General features: G+C 73.1%; 20 protein-coding genes. 13 read left to right on the forward strand and 7 right to left on the reverse strand.

Annotated elements, in window-relative coordinates:
* Nucleotides 1–38: 38 nt before the first annotated feature.
* Nucleotides 39–1358, reverse strand: coding sequence for a M23 family metallopeptidase (locus AC0OO9_RS26895; protein WP_484513264.1), 1320 nt, complete (start codon nucleotides 1356–1358; stop codon nucleotides 39–41).
* 296 nt (nucleotides 1359–1654) lie between these two features.
* Here AC0OO9_RS26895 and AC0OO9_RS26900 point away from each other — a divergent pair, with 296 nt between their 5' ends.
* The gene (locus AC0OO9_RS26900) at nucleotides 1655–2809 is read left to right on the forward strand and encodes a hypothetical protein (RefSeq protein WP_484513266.1); all 1155 of its coding nucleotides are present in this window, start codon (nucleotides 1655–1657) and stop codon (nucleotides 2807–2809) included.
* A 103-nt stretch (nucleotides 2810–2912) separates the two neighbouring features.
* Here the strand turns inward: AC0OO9_RS26900 and AC0OO9_RS26905 are convergent, their stop codons facing one another.
* From AC0OO9_RS26905 to AC0OO9_RS26915, 3 genes are all read right to left on the reverse strand, one after another.
* Nucleotides 2913–4139, reverse strand: coding sequence for a MalY/PatB family protein (locus AC0OO9_RS26905; protein ID WP_484513268.1), 1227 nt, complete (start codon nucleotides 4137–4139; stop codon nucleotides 2913–2915).
* A 66-nt stretch (nucleotides 4140–4205) separates the two neighbouring features.
* On the reverse strand, nucleotides 4206–5186 hold the full coding sequence (locus AC0OO9_RS26910; protein ID WP_484513269.1) for a DUF2804 domain-containing protein: 981 nt from the start codon (nucleotides 5184–5186) through the stop codon (nucleotides 4206–4208).
* Nucleotides 5183–6079: an amidohydrolase family protein gene (locus AC0OO9_RS26915; RefSeq protein WP_484513271.1), complete on the reverse strand. Its 897-nt coding sequence runs from the start codon at nucleotides 6077–6079 to the stop codon at nucleotides 5183–5185. Before AC0OO9_RS26915 ends, AC0OO9_RS26910 begins: the two co-directional genes overlap by 4 nt.
* A 111-nt stretch (nucleotides 6080–6190) precedes the next feature.
* Here AC0OO9_RS26915 and AC0OO9_RS26920 point away from each other — a divergent pair, with 111 nt between their 5' ends.
* The 6 genes from AC0OO9_RS26920 to AC0OO9_RS26945 are packed head-to-tail and all read left to right on the forward strand — an operon-like array spanning nucleotide 6191 to nucleotide 12002.
* Complete coding sequence (locus tag AC0OO9_RS26920) at nucleotides 6191–7405, forward strand: M20 metallopeptidase family protein (protein WP_484513273.1); 1215 nt, start codon at nucleotides 6191–6193, stop codon at nucleotides 7403–7405.
* On the forward strand, nucleotides 7402–8433 hold the full coding sequence (locus AC0OO9_RS26925; protein WP_484513274.1) for a Gfo/Idh/MocA family protein: 1032 nt from the start codon (nucleotides 7402–7404) through the stop codon (nucleotides 8431–8433). The genes AC0OO9_RS26920 and AC0OO9_RS26925 overlap by 4 nt, the downstream gene beginning before the upstream one ends.
* Complete coding sequence (locus AC0OO9_RS26930) at nucleotides 8420–9718, forward strand: ABC transporter substrate-binding protein (protein WP_484513275.1); 1299 nt, start codon at nucleotides 8420–8422, stop codon at nucleotides 9716–9718. The genes AC0OO9_RS26925 and AC0OO9_RS26930 overlap by 14 nt, the downstream gene beginning before the upstream one ends.
* Nucleotides 9719–9772: 54 nt before the next feature.
* Nucleotides 9773–10732: a carbohydrate ABC transporter permease gene (locus tag AC0OO9_RS26935; RefSeq protein WP_484513277.1), complete on the forward strand. Its 960-nt coding sequence runs from the start codon at nucleotides 9773–9775 to the stop codon at nucleotides 10730–10732.
* On the forward strand, nucleotides 10729–11562 hold the full coding sequence (locus AC0OO9_RS26940) for a carbohydrate ABC transporter permease (RefSeq protein WP_484513279.1): 834 nt from the start codon (nucleotides 10729–10731) through the stop codon (nucleotides 11560–11562). Before AC0OO9_RS26935 ends, AC0OO9_RS26940 begins: the two co-directional genes overlap by 4 nt.
* A complete protein-coding gene (locus AC0OO9_RS26945; protein ID WP_484513280.1) occupies nucleotides 11559–12002 on the forward strand; it encodes an L-rhamnose mutarotase in 444 nt (147 codons plus the stop codon). Before AC0OO9_RS26940 ends, AC0OO9_RS26945 begins: the two co-directional genes overlap by 4 nt.
* A gap of 62 nt (nucleotides 12003–12064) precedes the next feature.
* On the opposite strand, the gene AC0OO9_RS26950 is transcribed toward AC0OO9_RS26945, so the two are convergent.
* Complete coding sequence (locus tag AC0OO9_RS26950) at nucleotides 12065–13195, reverse strand: mandelate racemase/muconate lactonizing enzyme family protein (RefSeq protein ID WP_484513281.1); 1131 nt, start codon at nucleotides 13193–13195, stop codon at nucleotides 12065–12067.
* A 131-nt stretch (nucleotides 13196–13326) separates the two neighbouring features.
* Here AC0OO9_RS26950 and AC0OO9_RS26955 point away from each other — a divergent pair, with 131 nt between their 5' ends.
* The 6 genes from AC0OO9_RS26955 to AC0OO9_RS26980 are packed head-to-tail and all read left to right on the forward strand — an operon-like array spanning nucleotide 13327 to nucleotide 19229.
* A complete protein-coding gene (locus AC0OO9_RS26955; protein WP_484518061.1) occupies nucleotides 13327–14262 on the forward strand; it encodes a thiamine pyrophosphate-dependent dehydrogenase E1 component subunit alpha in 936 nt (311 codons plus the stop codon).
* Complete coding sequence (locus AC0OO9_RS26960) at nucleotides 14255–15235, forward strand: alpha-ketoacid dehydrogenase subunit beta (protein ID WP_484513283.1); 981 nt, start codon at nucleotides 14255–14257, stop codon at nucleotides 15233–15235. Before AC0OO9_RS26955 ends, AC0OO9_RS26960 begins: the two co-directional genes overlap by 8 nt.
* Entirely contained in the window at nucleotides 15232–15993 is a 762-nt protein-coding gene (locus AC0OO9_RS26965) for an SDR family NAD(P)-dependent oxidoreductase (protein WP_484513285.1), read from the forward strand. Before AC0OO9_RS26960 ends, AC0OO9_RS26965 begins: the two co-directional genes overlap by 4 nt.
* A gap of 40 nt (nucleotides 15994–16033) precedes the next feature.
* The gene (locus AC0OO9_RS26970) at nucleotides 16034–17356 is read left to right on the forward strand and encodes a hypothetical protein (RefSeq protein WP_484513287.1); all 1323 of its coding nucleotides are present in this window, start codon (nucleotides 16034–16036) and stop codon (nucleotides 17354–17356) included.
* The gene (locus AC0OO9_RS26975; RefSeq protein ID WP_484513288.1) at nucleotides 17353–17652 is read left to right on the forward strand and encodes a YciI family protein; all 300 of its coding nucleotides are present in this window, start codon (nucleotides 17353–17355) and stop codon (nucleotides 17650–17652) included. The genes AC0OO9_RS26970 and AC0OO9_RS26975 overlap by 4 nt, the downstream gene beginning before the upstream one ends.
* Complete coding sequence (locus tag AC0OO9_RS26980; RefSeq protein WP_484513290.1) at nucleotides 17652–19229, forward strand: hypothetical protein; 1578 nt, start codon at nucleotides 17652–17654, stop codon at nucleotides 19227–19229. Before AC0OO9_RS26975 ends, AC0OO9_RS26980 begins: the two co-directional genes overlap by 1 nt.
* A gap of 175 nt (nucleotides 19230–19404) precedes the next feature.
* On the opposite strand, the gene AC0OO9_RS26985 is transcribed toward AC0OO9_RS26980, so the two are convergent.
* Together AC0OO9_RS26985 and AC0OO9_RS26990 are read right to left on the reverse strand one after the other, a co-directional pair.
* Entirely contained in the window at nucleotides 19405–20193 is a 789-nt protein-coding gene (locus AC0OO9_RS26985; RefSeq protein ID WP_484513292.1) for an HD domain-containing protein, read from the reverse strand.
* A gap of 7 nt (nucleotides 20194–20200) precedes the next feature.
* Entirely contained in the window at nucleotides 20201–21169 is a 969-nt protein-coding gene (locus AC0OO9_RS26990; RefSeq protein WP_484513294.1) for a GlxA family transcriptional regulator, read from the reverse strand.
* Between the last annotated feature and the right edge of the window lie 37 nt (nucleotides 21170–21206).

Raw genomic sequence — 21206 nt, forward strand, 5'->3', positions numbered from 1 at the left:
GGCGGGGACCTCCCGCCCGGGAGGCCCCCGCCGGTGGCTCAGGCGGCGTAGATGTACTTGTTGTTTCCCACCGCCAGCACGGCCGCCGTGGAGCCGCGGACCCCGCTGTTCAGATTGCGCCAGCCGGTGTTGCTGGCCGTCTCGTGCACGTAGCCGCCGGTGACGCTGTAGACCAGCTTCGTCCCGTTGAAGTGCAGCGCGGCCAGGGCAGTGCCCTGTGCGCCGGAGACGCCGGTCCACAGGTTGCGCCAGCCGGCGTTGCTGGCCGCCTCGAAGATCCGGCCGCCGTTGAGGGTGTAGACGATCTTCGTGGTGCCGGCCGCGATCGCCGCCACCGCCGAGCCCGGGATGCCGGTGCTGATGTTGCGCCAGCCGTTCGCGCTGCTCGCCTCGTGCAACAGGCCGCCGACAATGCTGTAGACGTACTTGATCCCGTCGATCTCGATCGCCGCGATCGAGGACGAACTCACGCCGGTGATGCCGGTGCTGATGTTGCGCCAGCCGTTGCCGCTGCTCGCCTCGTGCACCGCACCGCCCACCACGCTGTAGACCAGCTTCACCCCCTGCCAGCTCAACGCGGCCAGGGCGGTGCCCTGCGCGCCGGAGACGCCGGTCCACAGGTTGCGCCAACCCGCGTTGCTGGCAGCCTCGAAGATCCGGCCGCCGTCGAGGGTGTAGACGATCTTCGTGGTGCTCACCCCGATCGTGGCCACCGCCGAGCCGGTGACCGCGCCCGCGCTGCCGGAGATCGGTAGGGCCTGCCAGCCGTTGAAGCTGGGCGCCTCGAACACCTGACGCGACTGCTGGCCCGGATTCTGCGCGATGTAGACCAGCGGGCTGATCCTCGTCCCCAACGGGTCGATCATGTGCCAGTGCAGGTGCGGGCCCGTCGAGCTGCCCGAGCCGGGGGCCCCGGCGGCACCGCCGGAGCGGCCCACCACCGTGCCCGCGCCGACGTTGGCGCCGTCGGCGAGCGAGAACTGCGACAGGTGCATGTACTGGCTGCGGTAGCCGTCACCGTGATGGATCGTGACGGTGTGTCCACCCGTACCGTTGTAGGGGATGTTCTGGACGGTGCCGGCGCCGCAGGCCGGCAGTGCCGTGCCCACGCCCATGCCGTAGTCGATGCCGCCAAGCGAGCCCCGGCGGAGGTGGCCCTCCCAGGTGTCGGTGACCGGGTACGCGGTGAACGGGTTGTAGATCGTGGGTGCGGCGTGCGCGGTTCCGGGCATCAGCACCCCGCCCACGGCCATGGCGCCCGCGCCCCACGCCGCGGCGCGCAACACGCCACGGCGGCTGATGCCGGGTACGCCCTCGTCGCCGCCCCCGCAGCAACCGGATCCGTCATGCTGGTTCATGGAACTCCTTCTGTGATCACGGGTGCCCGCCTCAATGGCCGCAGCGGCCGAGGGTGCGTGGGTGACGGTGCTGGCCGGCCGGGTCGCTCCCCGCACCGGACGATCGGCAGGTCCCGGTCGAGCCGGGCAGATCCTCGTGGACCGCGCGACTCGGAGCCGTCGACCGATCGATCATAGTCAGTGTCATCCCGCCGGTTGGCAGCCTGGCGGTCACCGACCCGACAGCCCGGCCCACGGGTGGTCGCGTTTTGGCGGAGGCGCCACCGGCACCCTGCCGTCCGGTGTTTGCTGTCCACATGAGCTTCCCGTCCCACCGGCAGCGCCACCGTCGCTCCTCCCGACGCCTGGTGGCGCGACTGGACGCGGAGCACTACATGCTGCTGATGCTGATCGGGTTCGGCGGTGCGGTCCTCGGCACCCGCGCATTCCTGGCGCTGACCGGCTATCCGCAGGTCGGCGGCGGCACGTTGCACATCTCGCACGCCCTGTGGGGTGGCCTGTCGTTGTTCGTCGCCGCGCTCGTCCCGCTGCTTGTCGTCAACCGGGCCGCGCTGCTCGGGGCGGCGCTGCTGGCCGGGATCGGCACGGGGCTCTTCATCGACGAGGTCGGCAAGTTCATCACCGCCGACAACGACTACTTCTTCCCGGCCGCCGCGCCCATCGCCTACGCGGCCTTCCTCATCGGCGTGTGGCTCTACGTGCGCGCCCGCAGCACGCGGGTCGAGGGCACGCGGGCGCAACTGCACGCCGCGCTGGAACTGCTCGGCGAGGCCGTCGACGGGAGGCTCAGCGAACGGGACCGGGCCCAGCTGCGGCGACGACTCTGCGCGGCCGCCGCGAGTCCGGACGACGACCGGTTGCAGCCGCTGGCCGCGGCGCTGCTGGAGCTGGCGGGGCCCGGTGTGCTGCCGCCGTACGAGCACCGGTCCGGACGGATCGCCCGGATCGCGGTCGCCGTGCGGGCGTGGGTGGCGCGGTCGTTGACCCGGGGCCGGCTGCGCGTCGGGCTGGTCCTGGCACTGGGGCTGCTCGGCTTCGTCACCCTCAGCGACCTCGTCACGATCGTCGCCGTCGCTGTCGACCTGCGTGACGGCACCACCGAGGGGGTGCTCACCACCGCCAACGAGTTCGCCCGCGTCGACATCCAGGACCGCCGTGGGGTGCTGCTCCTGCTCGTCCGGGCGCTGCTGGACGCCGGCGTGGGCACCGCGCTCATCGTGGCCGCCGGGCTGCTGCTGCGCGGGACGGCTCGCCGCGCCGTGGAGCTCGCCCGGGCCGGCCTGGTCACCTCACTGAGCGTGGTGAACCTGCTGGTGTTCTACCTCGACCAGTTCGCCGCCGCCGTCAGCGCGCTCGGTCAGCTGGCGGTCCTGCTCGCGGTGCAGCGCTACCAGCGGCTGTTCGACCAGCCGGCCGACGCCGAGCGCTCCGGCGGCGCTGACGGTGAGTGAACGCCTCGGGTCGCCGGGCCAGCCCACGACGACCCGTGCGCGAACACCGCGAACGCCGCGCCGGACGTGATGCCGCCCGGGTCCGCGCCGACGGCGGGCGTCCTCAGCGGACCGCGTCGCCCATGCGGGTGACGGCCTCGGTGAGGATCGCCGGCGAGGTGGCGAAGTTGAGCCGTACGAAGCCCGTCCCGCCGGTGCCGAAGACGTGCCCGGAGCTGAGGGCGACCCGCGCGCGGTCGAGGAACATCTTCGCCGGCCCGGCGACGTCGCTGACCACGCCGGTGTCGTCGGCCGGCGGCTCCGTGTCGACGCCCAGTCCCGTGCAGTCCAGCCAGGCGAGGTAGGTGCCCTCGGGGCGGTGGTAGGGGACGGACGGGAGGTGCTTCGCCAGCAGCGTCGCGAGCAGCGCGCGGTTGCCGTCGAGACCGTCGAGGAGGAGGTCGAGCCACGGCCCGCCCTCGCGGAACGCGACGGTGTGCGCGATGACACCGAGGTGGCTGGGCCCGTGGCTGACCTCTTCCGGCATGCGGCGGAGGTCGGCCACGGCCTGCGGTCCGGCGACCGCGAGCGCCGCCTTGAGACCCGCCAGGTTCCACGCCTTCGAGGCGGAGACCAGGGCGAACGCGTTCTCGGCGCCGGCCACTGTGAGGTACGGGGTGAACTGTGCCCCCGGCAGCACCAGGGGAGCGTGGATCTCGTCGGAGACCACCCGTACGCCGTGCCGGTCGGCCAGCGCCGCGACGGTCTCGAGCTCGTCGCGCCGGTGGACGACGCCTGTCGGGTTGTGCGGATTGCACAGCAGGAACGCCGGCCGGCGGCCGTGGGCCCGCGCGCGGCGGAAGGCCTCGTCGAGGGCGGCGGGGTCCATGCGCCGGTCGGGCCCGAGCGGCGCCTCGACCACCCGCCGGTCGGCGTGGGTGACGAAGGCGTAGAAGGGCGGGTAGACGGGGGAGCAGACCACGACCGCGTCGCCGGGATCGGTGACGAGCCGGAGCACCTCGACGGCGCCCATCATCACGTCGGGCACGACCGAGGTGTGCGCGACGCGGAAGTCGCGCCAGCCCCAACGCCGTGCGGCGAAGTCGCCGATCGCCTCCGCGTACGCCGTCCCGTACGAGTAGCCGGTGTCGCCGAGGTCGACCGCGCGGCGGAGCGCGTCGGCCACGGGGGGAGCGAGGGGCACGTCCATCTCCGCGACCCAGAGCGGGAGCACGTCGGGCGGGAACATGCGCCACTTCACGCTGGTGCGCTGACGGAGCGCGTCGAGCGTGAGCAGGGTGAGCGGATTCCGGGCCGCCGAGCCGTCGGCGGAGGGGTCAGGGCCTGCCATACCGCCCACCCTAGGGCCGGGTGCCGCACCCGTCCCGCCCGGCGCCCGCGTCCGGCCCCCTCGCCGCTACCAGCGGTTGCGTGCCTCCTCGGCCCAGCCGACCAGCCCGTCCAGGTCGACGCGCTCGCCGTCGTCGGCCGCCGCCCAGCCGGTGAAGTGCCCGAAGCACTGGTGCGTCTCGTTGGCGAGCACACCGAAGTTCGTCCTGGCGATCTTCTCGTGGAAGGGGTGGAACTCCACGCCCACCCGCGCACCGCTGATCCGCCACGGTCGCGACCAGTCGGCGCGGTCGTACTCCCAGCGCAACTCGTCGCCGATCTTGTGCAGCCGGCCGTCGAGGAAGAGGCCGTTCTCGGTCGAGCCGGTGCCGTCGGTCCACCGACCCCCGAGCTGGATCGCCCGACCCGGGCCGCTGCCGGCGGCCCAGTTCCAGCGGATCGCGTACGGCCACCTGCCGCGACCATGGTCGAGCACGGCGAAGGAGTCCGCCTCGGCGACCGGATGGGCCACCCCGTCGACCCGCAGGGTGCCGCGCACCGGGCGGCCGAGGTCCTTGACGGTGTACTGGAACCGGCGGGTGCTCCAGGGCACCACCACGCCGAGCGACTCGTGACCCGCCGGCAGCGGCACCACGAGGTCGACCTCCAGACCGGGGGCGGCGGCGCGGATGGTGGTGCCCGACGGCGCCTGGTCGATGTCGATCGAGAGCCCGCCGCCGCGCGCCCGAACGGCGCCCGCCCCGCTGACCGGCGGGAAGAGGGCGCCCCGGGCGAAGGGGACCACCGCGTTCCTGTCGATCTCGGCCTTCGTCGCGCGGTCGAGCACGTAGAGGCTGTGCACCCCCGCGTAGTCCAGCGACGAGGCGACCAGGCCGACGATGTGGGTCGGTGTGACGACCCCCCAGTACTCCCAGCGCTTGTTGCGGCCCCAACCGCGCAGGTTCGCCCGGTGCAGCGGGCGGCGGCTCCAGCCCACGGCGGCGGGATTGAGCCGCCCACCCGCGAGGCACAGGTCGACCGGTTCGGTGATCTCGTTCTCGTGGGTCACGACGGGGAGGGTATCCGGCCCGCTTCCGGCGGGGACGCCGCCGGCCGTCGCCCGGTGGCGGCGGCGTGGCGGTCGAGGGCGCGCAGGAGGTTGCCGCCGAGGACGGCGTCGCGGTCCCCGGCTGACAGCCCGTCGAGACCGGTCGGGTCGGCCGCCTGGGCGAAGGACACGTGGTCGAGACTCGGGGAGAAGTCGGATCCCCAGTACAGGCGCCGTGGGCCGAAGCGGTCGAGGAGCAGGTCGACGAAGGGGCGGGCCGCCCGGTGCGGGAAGGCGTGTGCCGGGTGGCTGACCGCGTACAGGCCGGAGAGCTTGACCCCGACGTGGGGTAGCCGGGCCACGCGCGTCAGGGGAGCGAGGACGGCCTCCGCCGTCGCGCGGGTGGGCGCCTCGGCGTGCTCCCCGGGCAGGCCGAGGTGGCTGAACAGCACGGTGCAGCCGTCCAGGGCGGCCAGAGCCGGACCGAGCCGCGTGGTCGCCGCGGGGGTGGCGTTGAGGCTCACCACCGCCCCGGCGCCGTTCAGCGTCGGCGCCTCCTGCGTCGTCCAGGCGGCGAACGCCTCGGCGGCCGCGGCGTCGGGCAGGTACGCGGCGACGCCGACGAAGCCGGCGGACAGCCAGGTTCCGGTCCCGCCCGCTTCCGTCCGTCCGCCTGTTGGGACGTAGGCGACCGGGGCGATCCAGTCGTGCGCGGCGGCCAGTCGTGCGAGATGGTCGTTGTTGCCCGCGAAGCGCGGCTCGCCCTCGTAGCCGACCACCAGTGCCCGTTCGATGCCGTGCTCGCGACGTATGCCCTGGTAGACGGCCAGTTCGTCGCCGCCGGCGGGGGAGCGGCCGTAGCGGCCGGGGTAGCCGTCGGCGAACAGGTGCAGGTGGGCGTCAGCGCGTCGCATGATCGGACCCTAGCCCAAATTTCCGCAGGCCATTGACGTGACGGCACCCCTGACTTAGGTTCTTGTCTCAATTAGGTCCGTAACTGAGGACGCGAGCAAGGAGTGAACCGCGTGACGCTGGAAGGCGACGACGTTGATGAGCTGGTCCGGCTACGGCGCCAGCTTCACCAACACCCTGAGCTGCGGTTCACGGAGCGGCAAACGGCAGCCACCCTCGTGGGGTTGTTGCGGCCACTGGGCCGGATCCGGACCGGAATTGCCGGCACCGGTCTGACTCTGGAGATCGATGGAGCTGCGCCCGGACCCGAGGTTCTCCTTCGGGCCGATATGGACGCCTATCCCGTTCAGGACGCCAAGCAGGAGCCGTACGCCTCCCGCAATCCCGGCGTCTGCCACGCCTGCGGGCACGACGTGCACATGACCGTCGTCTACGGAGTCGCCGCCCGGCTCGCCGCCGATCCACCGGCTCGGGGCTCGGTGACCCTGCTGTTCCAGCCCGCCGAGGAGATTCCGTTCGGAGCCGACTCCGGCGCCGCCGCGGTGCTCGCCGACGAGGCGTTCCGCGACCGCCGGTTCGCCGCGGTGCTCGGCCTGCACTGCTGGCCCGACCTGGCGGCGGGCACGCTCGGTGTCGACCGGAGCACCGCGATGGCGGCGAAGGACGCGTTCCGCGTCGAGGTGCTCGGGCTGGCCGCGCACGCCGCGACCCCGGCGCTGGGGCGCGACGCCATCCTCGGCCTCACCGCCATGGTCACCACTCTGCACGCCGCCGTCGCCCGGGCCCGCAACCCCGAGGAACTGGTCGCCTTCAACATCGGCACCATCTCCGGCGGGGCGAGCCAGAGCCAGGTCGCCGAGAGCGCCGAGGCGACCGGGACCCTGCGCACCCACGACCCGGCCGTCCGGGAGCGACTCAAGGCCGTGATCGAACGCGTCACCCGCCAGCAGGCCGCGGCCCTCGATCTCGGTGTGCGCTTCACCTGGGCCAACGAGATGCCCCCCGTGCGCAACGCCGCCGAACTGGTCGCCCTCGCGCACGCCGCGCTGCCCGGGACCGTCGACGTCGTCGACCTGCCGGTACCGCCCCTGACCACGGACGACTTCGCGCTGCTCGGCGCGCTCGGTCCGAGTCTCTACGTCAAGCTGGGCGTCACCGGCGAGCGCGGCGGAGCCCCGCTGCACTCCGGCGCGTTCGACGTCGACGAGCGGTGCCTCGTGACGGGGGTGGCCGCCCTGGAACGGCTCACGCGGGCGGTTCTCGACGGTCGGCTGCGGGCCGGCGTCGCGCAGGCCGCGCCGGCGTCCGCCGGGGCGGTGGACGGATGAGCGACGGACCGCGGGTGGCGGTGGTCGGCGGGGGCGCGTTCGGCATCCGGCACGTGGCCGCCTACCAGGCCCTGGGCGTACGCGTCGACGCGCTCGTCGACCCCGACGCGACCACCCGGCAGCGGGTGGCCGTCAGCCACGGCATCCCGCACACCTATCCCACCGTCGCCGACCTGCTCGCCGCCGGCGCGCCGGACGCCGCGTCCGTGTGCGTACCGGGTTCGGCGCACCGCGCCGTCGCCGTCGCCCTGATCGCCGCCGGGGTGCCCGTCCTGGTCGAGAAGCCGCTGGCCGTGACCGTCGCCGACGCCGCCGCCATCGTCGCCGCCGCCGAGGCGCACGGGGTGCTCTGCCAGCCGGGGCACATCCTGCGGTACAGCCCCGCCCACCGGGCGCTGCACGACGCCGTCCGCGACGGCCGGCTGGGTCAGGTGCTGGCCGTCTCCTCGCGCCGGGACCGCCCCCGCACCCTGACCCGGCTCTTCCCCGAGGAACATCCCGCCCTGCTGACCGCCGTGCACGACATCGACCTGGCGTTGTGGTACGCGCAGTCGCCGGTGGTCGAGGTCCGCGCGGCGGCCCGGACCCGCCCGGGATCGGCGATGCCGGTGCTGGTGTGGGCGGAGCTTCGACACGCCAACGGCGTCGTGTCGTCGGTCCGCAACAGCTACCTCCTGCCCGAACACACTCCCCACCACACCTTCGACCTGGTCGAGGTGTACGGCACCGACGGGGTCGGCCACGTCGACCTCGGGCACCCCACGCTGCTCGTGCAGGCCGAGCGGACGGAGGCGCCGGACTGGCTGCTCTCCCCGGCCGACGGCGGTGGCGCGCTCGCCGCCGAACTGCGGCACTTCCTGCGCCGGCTGGACGGCGACGGACCCACCCCGGTCGTTCCCCTCGCCGACGGGCTGCACGTGGTGCAGATCGCCGCCGCCGTCGTCGACAGCGCCACCGCCGACGGCGCCCCCCGCCGAGTTCCCCCATCCCCCTCGCTGACAGGAGCTTCTGCTGATGATCCGACGTAGATTGGCCGCCGGCGTCGTCGCCGCCGGCATGGCCGCCGCCGCGTTGCTCTCCGGGTGCGGAGGTGACGACGCCTCGGGCGGCCCGGTGACCCTCAAGGTGCTGACCTGGGAGCCGGGCGGCACCGAGTACTGGAAGCAGGTCAAGAGCAGCTTCGAGGCCAGCCACCCGGACATCAAGCTGGACATGCAGTCGGTGCCGTTCGACAAGTATCCCGAGGTGCAGGGCCCCTACATCACGTCCCAGTCGGGGCCGGACGTGATGGCCAACAACGCCGGCCTGGAGCTGTTCGACCGGCGCGGCGCGTACGTGCCGCTGGGCGACAAGGCGGCCGAGATCAACAAGGACCTCGTCACCTACAGCGGCGCCTGCGAGGGCTTCGACACCGCCAAGCCCTGCTACGGCGTGCCCTTCTCGTACCAGGGCAACGTCCTCTACTACAACAAGAGCATCCTGACCGCCGCCGGCCTCGACCCCGAGAAGCCGCCGGCGACCTGGACGGAGTTCAGCGCCGCCTGCGAGGCGGTGAAGAAGGCCGGCAAGACCTGCCTGGCCCTGGGGCTGTCGGGCACCTTCCCCGCGTACTGGGACTTCCCCGAGATCGCCCGCAGCTACCTGAGCGAGGACGACATCCGCGGCCTGCTGGCCGGCACCCTGTCCTGGAAGGACCCGAAGCTGGTCGCGGTGCTGGAGAAGCTCGCCGAGATCACCACCAAGGGCTGGGCGAACAGCAACGCGCCGTCGATCACGATGCTTCCCGACGGCGCGGACATCTTCCAGCGCGGCGACGCCGCGTTCGCCGGGACGATCATCTCCGACGCGGTGAACTGGGAGGCGTTCGGCAAGGCCCTCGGCGACGACAAGCTCGGCGTCACCCGCTGGCCGGCAGCCGAACCCGGCGCCGCGCTGGCGCAGAAGTTCTCCGGCATCGAGGGCGCCGTCTACGGCGTGACGAAGTGGAGCGAGAAGAAGGACGCCGGACTGGAGTTCATCACCTGGCTCGCCGGCAAGGAGAACGGCGAGCTGTGGGTGAAGCACGCCAAGGGCCAGCCGCTGAACAAGAACGTCGACAAGGCGCTGCTGCCCTCCTCGCCCGCCTTCCAGAAGATCCAGGAGTTGGTCGCCGAGCCGACCCTGCACGCCGGGGTGATGCTCTCCGGACCCGAGGCCGACGCGCTGGCCCGCGGCTGGCAGCAGGTGAGCCTCGGTCAGCTCACCGTCGACAAGTGGGCCGAGCAGATGCAGCAGGCGCTGGAGCGCAGCCCCACCAAGAAGCAGGGCAACTAGCCGTACGGGGCGGGGCGGCGACGCCCCGCCCCGCCAGCCGGAGAAGGAAGCCAGATGACGATCTCCACCGCGCCGCTGCCGGAGCCGGTGGCCGCCGACAAGCCGACCCGACCCGCCCGGCGGCCCCCGCGCCCCGGCCGTGCCCGCGAGTGGTGGCTGGGCGCCGTGCTGGTGCTGCCCGCGCTGGTCCTGGCCGTGATGTTCAAGGTGGTGCCCCTGATCCGGGGAGTGATCACCAGCACCGAAGCGTCCAGCGGGTTCGGTGGCAGCTCGTTCGCCGGGGCCGACAACTACACCCGCATGCTCGACGACCCGATGGTGCTCACCAGCTTCCGCAACGCGCTGCTGGTGGTGGCCACCCTGCCGGTGTGGATCGTGCTGCCGCTGGTGCTGGCGCTGCTGATCCACCAGCGTTCGCCGGGCTGGAAGTTCTTCCGGGCCGTCTACTTCGTCCCGTACACCATCGCCCCGATCGTCGTCGGGATCATGTTCCGGCAGATCCTCGCCCCCGACGGGCCCCTGAACGCCCTGCTGCGTACCGTCGGCCTCGAACCGCTGGCGATCGAGTGGCTCAACGGCCGCCACAGCGCGCTGTTCTCACTGGTCGCGGTCGCGCTGTGGAGCTTCTTCGGCCTGGGCGTGATGACCTACCTGGCCGGGCTGGCCACCATCCCCGAGGAGACCCTCGAAGCGGCCTACCTCGACGGCGCCGGGTTCTGGCGGCGCCTGCTCTCCGTGGTCGTGCCGATGCTTCGGCCCACCGTGGCGTACTGGAGCGTGCTGTGCGCCTCGGGCGTCCTGATCTGGCTCTTCCCGCTGATCTACGCGCTGACCCAGGGCGGGCCGGGCGACGCCACGATGCTGCCGGAGTACCTGGTCTTCCTGACCACCTTCCAGTTCCTGGACCGCGGCTACGGCTCCGCCATCGGCATCGCGCTGTTCGTCTTCGTCGCCGTGCTCTCGATCTTCAGCGTGCGGCACATGTTCACAGAGGGGACCAGGAAGCCGCGATGAACCAGCGCCAATTCGCCCGCGCCGGGCGCTACCTGCTCACGTTCGCGCTGGTCGTCGTCGCGGTCGCGGCGGTCTACCCGCTGCTGTTCACGGTGGTCAGCTCGCTGAAGACGCAGACCGGCTTCGCCCAGGACCCGCTGGGCCTGCCGAGCGGGATCACCCTCGACAACTACCTCGAGGCGTTCCGCCGGATGGACATGCCCCGGCTGCTGCTCAACTCGCTGATCACCACCGTGGGCGGGCTGGTGCTGTCGGTGCTCGCCGCGCTGCTGGTCGCGTACGCGGTGACGAAGCTGCGCTTCCGCGGCGGCAAGATGGTCTTCTTGCTGATCATCATCACCCTGACCATCCCCGGTCAGGCGATCATCTACCCGCTCTACCAGACCGTGCTGGACCTGGGCATGTCCGGCGAGTACCAGGGGCTGATCCTGGCGTACGCGGCGTTCGGGCTGCCGCTGGGCACCTACCAGCTGGCGGGCTACTTCCAGCAGGTGCCCGACGAGCTGATCGAGGCGGCCCGGGTCGACGGCGCGGGCCACTTCACCATCCTGTTCCGGCTGCTGGCGCCGATCGCTGCGCCGGCACTCGCGGCGCTGGCCATCTTCAACTTCGTCTGGATGTGGAACGACCTGCTGCTGCCCCTGGTCATCATGGGCGGCTCCGACAGCAAGACCCTGATGGTGGGTGTCTCCCTGCTCAGCGGCCAGTACGACGTGTCGGTGCCGCTGGTCAGCGCCGGCCTGATCGTCGCCCTGCTACCGGTGCTGATCATCTATCTGGTCTTCCAGCGTCAGCTCGTCTCCGGCGCGCTCGCCGGCTCCGGCAAGTGAGCCCACCAGCGGAGGGCCCCGGTCCCGGCGGCCCGGTCGGCCCCGGCGGTATCGTGCCCGGCTCCGGCGGCACCGGGCCGGCGGTCGGTCCCGAAGCCGCGGGGCCCGGGGCGCAGCTGTGTCACCTCTACCGGCTGCGCCCGGGCGCCGAGGGTGAGTACGAGCGTCGCCACGCCGAGATCTGGCCGGAGATGTCGGCGCTGCTGGACGAGGCCGGCGTCTACGACTACCACATCTACCGGCACGGGCTGCTGCTGATCTGCGTGCTGCGCACCCGCGACGGCTACCCGAGGGCGCGCCGGGTCACCGGGGCGTCCGCCGTGCAGGCGCGGTGGACGCGGTCGCTGGCGCACCTGTTCGTTGAGATCGCCGACGCCGACGGCGAGCCGCTGTGGGCGTACCGGGTCTTCCACCACGCGGGCCAGCCGCCCCGGGCGTGAGCGGGCCGGCCCGTACGACCCTCGCCCGACGGCGCACGCCGCCGGGCGAGGGTCGGTTGTGCTCAGACCGCGTACGCCACGGAGCCGTCCGCGCGCAGCGGGATGCGGTGCAGGGGCCGGCCCGTCAGGTCCAGGGGCGTGGCGTCGGTGAGGTCGAGCGTCACGCCGAGCCCGGGCTCCTCGGGCACCGGCAGGAAGCCACCCTCGCGCCGCACGCAGGCCCGCGCCGGGCCCTCGGCCAGCTGGTCGTCGAGGGGGGAGTACTCCTGCACCACGAAGTTGGGGATGGCGGTGTCGAGGTGCACCGAGGCCATCGTCAGCAGCGGGCCGAGGCAGTTGTGGCTGACCACCGCGGCGTGGTGCGCCTCCGCCAGGGCGGCGATCTTGCGGGCGTGACTGATGCCGCCGGCCAGGCCCAGGTCGGGGCGGACGTACTGGGCGCCGCCCTGGGCGAGCAGCTCCTTGAACTCCCAGATGGTGTGCAGCCGTTCGCCGTTGGCCATCGGCACGCCGAGGGCCCGCCGGGCGACGTCGGCCTGGCTGCTGACGCTGTCGATCTGGATCGGGTCCTCCACCAGCAGCGGCAGGTGCCGGGCCAGCGTGGGCACGACCGCCTCCGCCTGCAACGGGGTGAGCTTGCGGTGCAGCTCGACGAGCAGGTCCACGTCGGGGCCGACGGTGTCGCGTACCGCCGCCGTGGTGGCCTCGGTGGACATGACCAGCCGGGCCAGCGACAGGTCGGCGTAGTCGGCCGGCAGCGGGTCGAACTTGACCGCGGTGAAGCCGTCGGCCACGGCCGCCGCCGCCTGCGCTGCCAGCGCCTCCGCGCCGGTGCCCGGCAGCAGCAGGTGCAGGCGGATCCGCTCGCGTACCCGGCCGCCCAGCAGTTGCCAGACCGGGACACCGAGGCGCTTGCCGAGCAGGTCCCACAGGGCGATGTCCACCGCGGCGACGGCGGCGGAGAGCACGGAACCCCGGAACGGGCCCATCCGGTAGAGGTGGTGCCAGTGGTGCTCGATGCGGCCGGGGTCGGCGCCGAGCAGATGGGGACGGAACGCCTCCACCACGGCGTGCACCGCGACGGGGTAGCCCCAGCAGGCGGACTGCCCGACGCCGACCAGCCCGTCCGATGTGTGCAGCTGGACGAAGTGCGCGTCGCCCAGCACCACCGAGTCGACGGCGGTGATCTCCATACCTGCCCCCAAAATTAGAGACCAATAACGGTCAGAAACTTGCTACCGCACTCTTCCATAGCCTCGCAGGGCTGGTCTAGGCTTCGGAACGAACGAGCCGCAATAAGGCTCTAACTACTTTTGGGGGTGTGATGGGTCTGCCGGACGACTATCGGCTCATGGCCCGGATCCGCCGGTTCGAGGAGCGGCTGGCCGCCCTCAAGGACGACGGCGAGATCCCGGGTTCGATCCACCTGTGCAACGGCCAGGAGGCGATCCCGGTCGGCGCCTGCCGGGCGCTACGCGACGGCGACCACGTGACCGCCACCTACCGGGGTCACGGCTGGGCGGTCGCCCGGGGCGTGGACATGGCCGGGCTCTTCGCCGAGATGATGGGACGCGACTCCGCCCTCTGCGGCGGTCGGGCCGCCTCGCCGTACCTGTCCGACCCGAGCCGCTGGTTCGTCGGGGAGAACTCCATCGTCGGGGCCGGAGTGCCGGTCGCCGCCGGCGCCGCGCTCACCGCGCAGCGCACCGGCAGCGGCGCGGTGTCGGTGGTCAGCATCGGCGACGGCGCGATGAACCAGGGCAACGTCCACGAGGCGATCAACCTCGCCGCCGTGCTGGACCTGCCGCTGGTGCTGGTCGTGGAGAACAACGTCTACTCCGAGATGTCCCGGATCGAGGACATGGTCCGCGTCCGCCAGCTCGCCGAACGCGCCGCCGGGTACGGCATCCCCGGCCGGGTCGTCGACGGCAACGACGCCGACGCCGTGGCCGAGGCCGTCACCGAGGCCGTCACCCGGGCCCGCGAGGGCGCCGGACCCTCCATCGTGGAGGCCATGACCGAACGGCTGGTCGGCCACTACAGCGGCGACGTGCAGCACTACCGGCCGGCCGGCGAGATCGCCGCCGCCCGCGGACGCGAGCCCCTGGCCCGGATCCGGCAGGCCGCCGACCCCGCGCTCAGCGCCCGGCTCGACGCCATCGACGCCGAGGTGGCCGCCGAGGTCGAGGCCGCCGTCACCGCCGCCCGCGCCGTGCCGTTCCCGGACCCGGCGACCGTCAAGGAGCACGTCCATGTCTGAGTCCCTGCGCTACATCCAGGCCGTCAACGCCGCGCTCACCTGGGCCCTGGACAGCCGCGACGACACCGTCTACTTCGGAGAGGACGTCGCCCTGCCCGGCGGGCCGTTCGGCGCCACGAAGGGGCTGCACAAGCGGTTCGGCTCCGCCCGCATCTTCGACACCCCGATCTCCGAGACCGGTTTCCTCGGCATGGCCCTCGGGGCGGCGATGACCGGCCTGCGCCCGATCGCCGAGATCATGTACGCCGACTTCTCGTTCGTGGCCATGGACCAGTTCGTCAACCAGATCTCCACCGTCCACTACTCCAGCAACGGCAGGTGGAAGGCCCCGCTGGTGATCCGGATGCAGCAGGGCTACTCGCCCGGCGCCTGCGCCCAGCACTCCCACTCGCCGGAGGCGTACTTCGCGCACACCCCCGGCCTGCGCGTCGCCCTGCCGGCCACCCCCGACGACGCGTACCAGATGCTGCGCACCGCCGTGGTCAGCGACGATCCGGTGGTCGTCGCCGAGGCGCGGATGCTCTACCCGACGCGCGGACCCGTGCGCACCGACGCCCCGGTCGAACCCCTCGGCGGTGCCCGCGTCGTCCGACCTGGCGACGACGTCACCGTGGTCGCCTGGTCCCGGATGGTCGGGGCCGCCCTGGACGCGGCGGGTGAACTGGCCGAGGAGGGCATCGAGGCCGAGGTGATCGACCTGCGTTGGCTCAACCCGCTCGACTTCGACACCGTTGCCGCCTCGGTGGCGCGCACCGGCCGGCTGGTCGTCGCCCACGAGGCGAACCTGACCGGCGGGTTCGGCGCGGAGATCGCGGCCCGGGCCGCCGCCGAGTGCTTCGCCGACCTGCGCGCCCCGGTCGCCCGGGTGGCCACCCCGGACGTGCCGATGCCCGCCGCCCCGGCCCTGCAGGCCGCGGTGGTGCCCGAGGCCGCCGACGTGGTGGCGGCGGTACGCCGGACGGTCGGTCCGTGACCGTCGACGCCCCGCCGGCCGGGCTGCTGGCCGGCCGGCGGGTGGTCGTCGTCGGTGGCGCCTCCGGCATCGGCCTGGCCACCGTCCGGGCCGCGGCCGACGCCGGCGCGTCGGTGGCCGTGCTGGACGCCGACGGCGACGGCGCGGCCCGAGCCGCCGAGCAGGCCCGCGAGGGCGGGGCGAGCGCCTGCGCCCGGCAGGTCGACGTGACCGTCGAGGCCGAGGTCGCCGCCGCGCTCGACGGGGCCGCCGCCGAACTCGGCGGGATCGACGCCGTGCTGCACGTGGCGGGCGTCATGCGCGGGCAGGGCCTGGACGTCCGGGAGGTCAGCGCCGAACTCTGGGCCCACGTGATCGCGGTCAACCTGACCGGACCGTTCCTCGTCGCCAAGCACGCCGTGCGACACCTCACCGGCCGCTCGGCTGTGCTCGTGCTCGTCGGCTCCAAGGCGGGCGTACAGAACGGATCCGGGTCGGTACCCTACGGCGCGAGCAAGGGAGGGCTGCACGGCCTGGCGCTCACCCTGGCCCGGCAATTCCGTCCGCACGGGATCCGTGTGCACGCGCTCTGCCCCGGCGACATCGACACGCCGCTGATGCGCAGGTCGTTGGCCGAGGCACGGGCCAACGGCGCGGACGGGGACCGGGTCGGGGAGATCGAGGCCGCCCTTGGTCGGCCGGAGGACGTCGCGTCCACGCTGGTCCTGCTGGCATCGCCGGTCAGTGACGGTGTCGTGGGCACCGTCCACACCGGCTGAGCAGCCGACCCGAGGGCGGCGACGACGTGGAGGCGACAAGGTGATCGGCATCATCGGACCGGAGGACTCGATCCGGCTCGTGCAGGAGGTCTCCGCCGGCGAGGGACGCGCCGGGGATCTCACAGCCCGCGCCTACACCCGACCCGAGCAGGCCCCCGAGCTGGCCCGTGAGCTCGACGATCTGTGCCAGGTGCTGCTGTTCACCGGGCGCATCCCGCACGCCTTCGCGGCCTCCGCCGGAGGGCTGCGCGCCGAGATCGACTACATGCCGCACGCCGGCATCGACCTCTACCGCACGCTGTCGCGGATGCTGCTGGCCAACGGTGGACGGCTGCCCACGGTCAGCGTGGACACCATCGAGGCCGACACCGTCCGGGAGACCTACCACGACATCGAGCTGCCCCCGCCCACCGAGATCCTGCCCATCGCCGACTCCTCCGGCCTGCTCTTCTCCGGCCTCGACCAGATCGTCGCCTTCCACCGCGAGCGGTACGCCTCCGGGGCCGTCGAGGCGTGCCTGACCTGCCTCGGCGCGGTCCACCGGGACCTGCGCGAGAGCGGCGTGCCGGTCTGGCGTGTCGAACACACCCGCGCCTCGGTCCGCGACGCCCTGCGCCGGGCCTGGCTCGCCGCGGAGATCCGGCAGTCCCGGGCCACCCAGATCGCGGTGATGATGATCGAGGTGGCCGAGCAGGCCGGTCGCGGGCACGACCCGTACCAGGTGGAACGGCAGCGGCTGCGGTTGCGCGAGGCACTGCTGGAACACGCCGAGCGGATGCGGGGCAGGCTGAGCACGATCGACGACCGGACGCTGCTGATCACCACCACCCGGGGCACCGTGGAGAGCGCCATCGCCCGGCAGCGCTCCGGCCACGCGACGCTGCTCACCCTGCGCGGCGTCGACGTCGAGCACACCGTCGGCTTCGGCGCCGGCACCACCATCGCCGCCGCCGAGGACAACGCCCGTAAGGCGGTGGCGCTCGGCCGTGCCAGCGGCGACACCCACGTGGTCTTTCCCGACGGGGAGATCTACTCCAGCCGCGAGAGCCCGGTCAAGCAACGGCTGCGCGAGACCGCCTCCGGGGTGCTGCGCATCAGCGAGCAACTGCGGCTCGGGCCGCTGTCCACCCGCCGGCTGCTCGAGGCGCTGCACCAGACGGACCCGAACGAGGTGACCGCGCGGGGCCTGGCCGACGCGTACGGGGTGGAGGTCCGCTCGGCCCGCAGGCTGCTCAACTCCCTACGTGCCGCGGGCTACGCCGAGGAGATCGGCGTGCACGTCAGCACCGGCGCGGGCCGGCCGCAGACCGTGTACCGGGTGGAGATGCAGCGGCTGTTCGACGAGATCGGCGGTGGCGTGTGAAGTTCGAACCCTCCTTCCTGGTCACCGCCACCTTCGCCGCCGACGCCGCCGTCCGGCGCGAACCCCACCGGCCGGCGCACCTCGCCCGCGTCGAGGCCCTGCTCGCCGACGGCACCGCCCTGCTCGCCGGGGCCCGGGCAGACCTCGGCGCCTCCGTCCTCGTCCTGCGGGCCGCCGACGCCACCGCCGCCCGCGCCCTGTGCGAACAGGATCCCTACTGGCGGCACGGGGTGTGGACGGCCATCGAGGTGGCCGACTACCTGGCCGCCGTCCCGCCACCCCATGGAAGGTCATGATGTCGCAGTACCGCCAGATCACCGGAATCCGGGTGCGGGGCGCCGCGTCCGCGCCGTACGCCGCCCAACTGCTGACCCAGGCATGGGGGGAGAACCCCGAGGGAGTCACGGTCGACCTGGACGTCGACCCGGCCCTGCCCGAGGGCGGCTACCGCATCGAGGTGCCCGAGCGGGGCGACATCCGGCTCACCGGCGACCCCTTCGCCGGCCTGATCTACGCCGCCCGGGAGCTGACCACCCTGGCCACGCCGGGAGGTCTGCCCGTGGGCGTGCGGACCGACTCGCCCGGGCTGGCGCTGCGGACACTGTGGACCTGGGACCACTCCACCAACTGGGACCTGCGCCAGCTCGGCCAGCAGGAGATCGGCGCGCTCAACCCGTACGCCAAGGGCGCCGACGCCTTCGGCCACGACTACCGCCGGCTGGTCGACTTCTGCAGCCGGGAGCGGATCGGCGGCATCGTGGTCTACGGGCTGCTGCGCGACGCCCACGGCGGCGTCGGGGCGGCCCGCGAGCTGTGCGAGTACGCCAACGCCCGGGGCGTGCGCATCATCGCCGGCATCGGCGTCAACGCCTACGGCGGCATCTACTTCGACGGCCGGCACCGCTACAACCTCGCCACCTGGCTGCGCCAGCGGCCGGACCTGGCCGCCGAGCTGCCGAAGAAGGTCGGCTTCGACATCGACGACTTCGGCGACCTGCACTTCCCGGCCAGCGAGTACATGATGGCCGCCTGCCCCTCGCAACCGGACAATCTCGCCTGGCACCGGGACGCCGTGGACTGGCTGCTGGACACCCTGCCCGTCGGGGGGATCAACTTCGAGACCGGCGACTACGGCAGTTGCGCCTGCCAGCGCTGCGCGGCCCGCACCGGAGGCGAGCGCACGTCCTGGTCGTACGAGGCGATGCGGTCGGTGTATCCCACCCTGCTGGAGACCGCGCGGCGCAAGGGCCCGGCGGGGGTACCGCTGCGGCACCTGGTCGAGGTCTACTGGGACAACATCTTCGACCTCGACGCGCAGCAGCCACTGGCCGAGCTGCCCGACGACGTGGCCTACCAGTACTGCGTCAACCGGGGCTTCTGGTACGACAACCGGCACCGGCTCACCGCCGCGCACGTCGACCGGCTCCCGCACAGCACGAACGTACTGCGCACCCACGCCGGCTCGCAGTGGAACCGGCAGCGGCACTCCTGGGTTCCCGAGATGTACGCCGACATGGGCGTCCGGGCCGGCGGTGCCGGGATGCGCGGACTGACCATCTTCGCCGAGGCGTCGGCGTACCACCCGACCAACGAGATCAGCTACCTGGCGTACGCCCGCTTCACCTGGAATCCCGACCTGACCTGGGCGGACTTCTGGCGCGACGAGGTGGCTCCCCGCTTCGGCGGCGCGGCGGAGGCCGAGGCGTTCCGCGACGGGGCGGCCGTGCTGGACGACGGCTCGGCGACGGCGGGCGCCCTCGTCGCGGTCCGCGAGGACGCCCTGGCGATGGTCGCCACCACCGGTGGCGAGGTGCAGCGCCGGTGGCTGTGGCTGGCCGAGCGCGCCACCCGCCACGCCCACTCCGCCGGTTGATCCCGCCACCCGCCGCCGGCTGGTCCGACCGCCTCTCCTCGCGCACCACCCGGCAACGTCGGTCAGCACGTCCGGTCCCGGTCGGCGGGGGCGGTGTCGGATGGACGCGGTCGTGTGGGAGTCCCTCGGGTTCGTCGGCGTCGTCGCGCACCGACGGGCCCGCCGCCCCGGTGGGTCAGTCGCCCCAGGCGTTGGAGTCCAGGAGCATGTCCCAGGTCAGGTAGGGCAGTTCGGGGTGGCGCTGGTGCAGGATCTCGCCGGGAAGGGTGGCGGCCGGGGCCTTGCGGGGATTGGCGAGTGCCTGCGCCACGATCGCGTCGGTGACGGCCCGGGCGCCGCCGAGGCGGGGATGACGTCGGTGGACGCGGTCGGCGTACCCGGGTGACACCGGGCTGTTGATGCCCATGAGGTCGATGCTGATTCCCGTCTGGGCGATGCCGATCTCCGGCGGCCGGCGACGCTGGAAGACGGGTGAGTCGCGGAAGCTGCGCGTGGTGTGCATGGCGATCGCGTCCCACACGGTGTCCACCCGGCGGTCGGTGACGCCCCGCTCCTCGAGGAACCGGGCGGCGAAGTCGGCGCCGTCCATCTCGAACCGCTGGTCGGAGTCGGCGCGTGCGGTCAGGCCCATGTCGTGCAGGGCGCAGATCAGGAACACGACCTCCTCGTCGTAGTCGCGGCCGGGCCGCCGACCGGCCTGCGCGGCGGCCTCGCGGGCGAACAGGAAACTACGCAGGCTGTGGTTGCGCAGGTAGGCCTCCTGCGTCTCGCCGATCAGTCGGGCCGCCTCCTGGGCGAGCCGGGTCGACGGGAAGGACAGGTCGGCGTCCGGCGCGGCGTGGGAGGCGTCCGGCGCGGCGTGGGCGGCGGCCGGGGCGGCGGGCACCAGAGCGGCGGTGAGCATGCCGGCGCCGGCGGCCAGGCCGGTGCCGAGGGCGGTGCGCCGCGAGAAGGAAGGCGTCACGGGTACCTCATCTTTCGGGTGTCGGGTGCGTGGACCGGAAGCGTTGGCGGTACTCGGCCGGGGTGATCCCGGTGCCGCGCAGGAACGCGCGGCGCATGCTGTCGTCCGAGCCGAAGCCGCAGGCGCGGGCGATGCGAGCCACCCCGTCGTGGGTGGCCTCGAGCAGGGTCTTCGCGGCCTCGACCCGGACCTGCTCGACGTACCGCATGGGGGTCGTCCCGACCGTCCGGCGGAACAGGCGGGTGAGGTGCCGTTCGCTGACCGACGCGTGCGCCGCCATCGTGGCGAGCGTGTGCGGGGCGGCCGGGTCGGCGGCGACGGCGTCCAGGACCCGGCGCAGCGCGCTGCCGGGGGCGGCCGTGGTGTTGCCGCGGACGGTGAACTGGGACTGACCGCCGGGGCGGTGCAGGAAGACCACGAGGTACTTGGCGGTGGTGCGGGCGCGCTCCGGCCCGTGGTCGTCCTCGACCAGCGTCAACGTCAGGTCGATGCCCGCGGTCACGCCGGCCGAGGTGAACAGCGGTCCGTCCCGCACGTAGAGGGCGTCGGGCCGGACGCGGACCGCGGGAAACCGCGACGCGAGGTCGGCGCAGGCCGCCCAGTGCGTGGTGGCCCGGCGGCCGTCGAGCAGGCGCGCCGCCGCGAGCAGGAACGCGCCGGTGCAGATGGCCGCCGTACGGCGGGCGAGCCCGCTGACGCGGGGGAGTTCGGCGACGAGCGCCGGCGGAGGCTGCGCCGTGGCGAGGGAGAGGCCGGGCACCAGCAGCGTGTCGAACCGGTGCCGCACCTGGTGCAGGGCCAGCTCGACGTCTAGGGGCACGCCGACGTCCGTGCGTACCGGGCGGCCGTCCACGGAGGCCAGCCGGATCCGGTAGCCGCCGCTGCCGTGCAGCACCTGGACGGGCCCCGCCACGTCGAGCAGCACGACGCCGTCGTGCACCACCACGACCACCTCGCGGCTTCCGGGGATGTCCACATCGGAAGTCTGGTCGCCTTCTTCCGGGGACCACAAG

It is taken from the genome of Micromonospora sp. USAFONa4 (assembly GCF_057197825.1).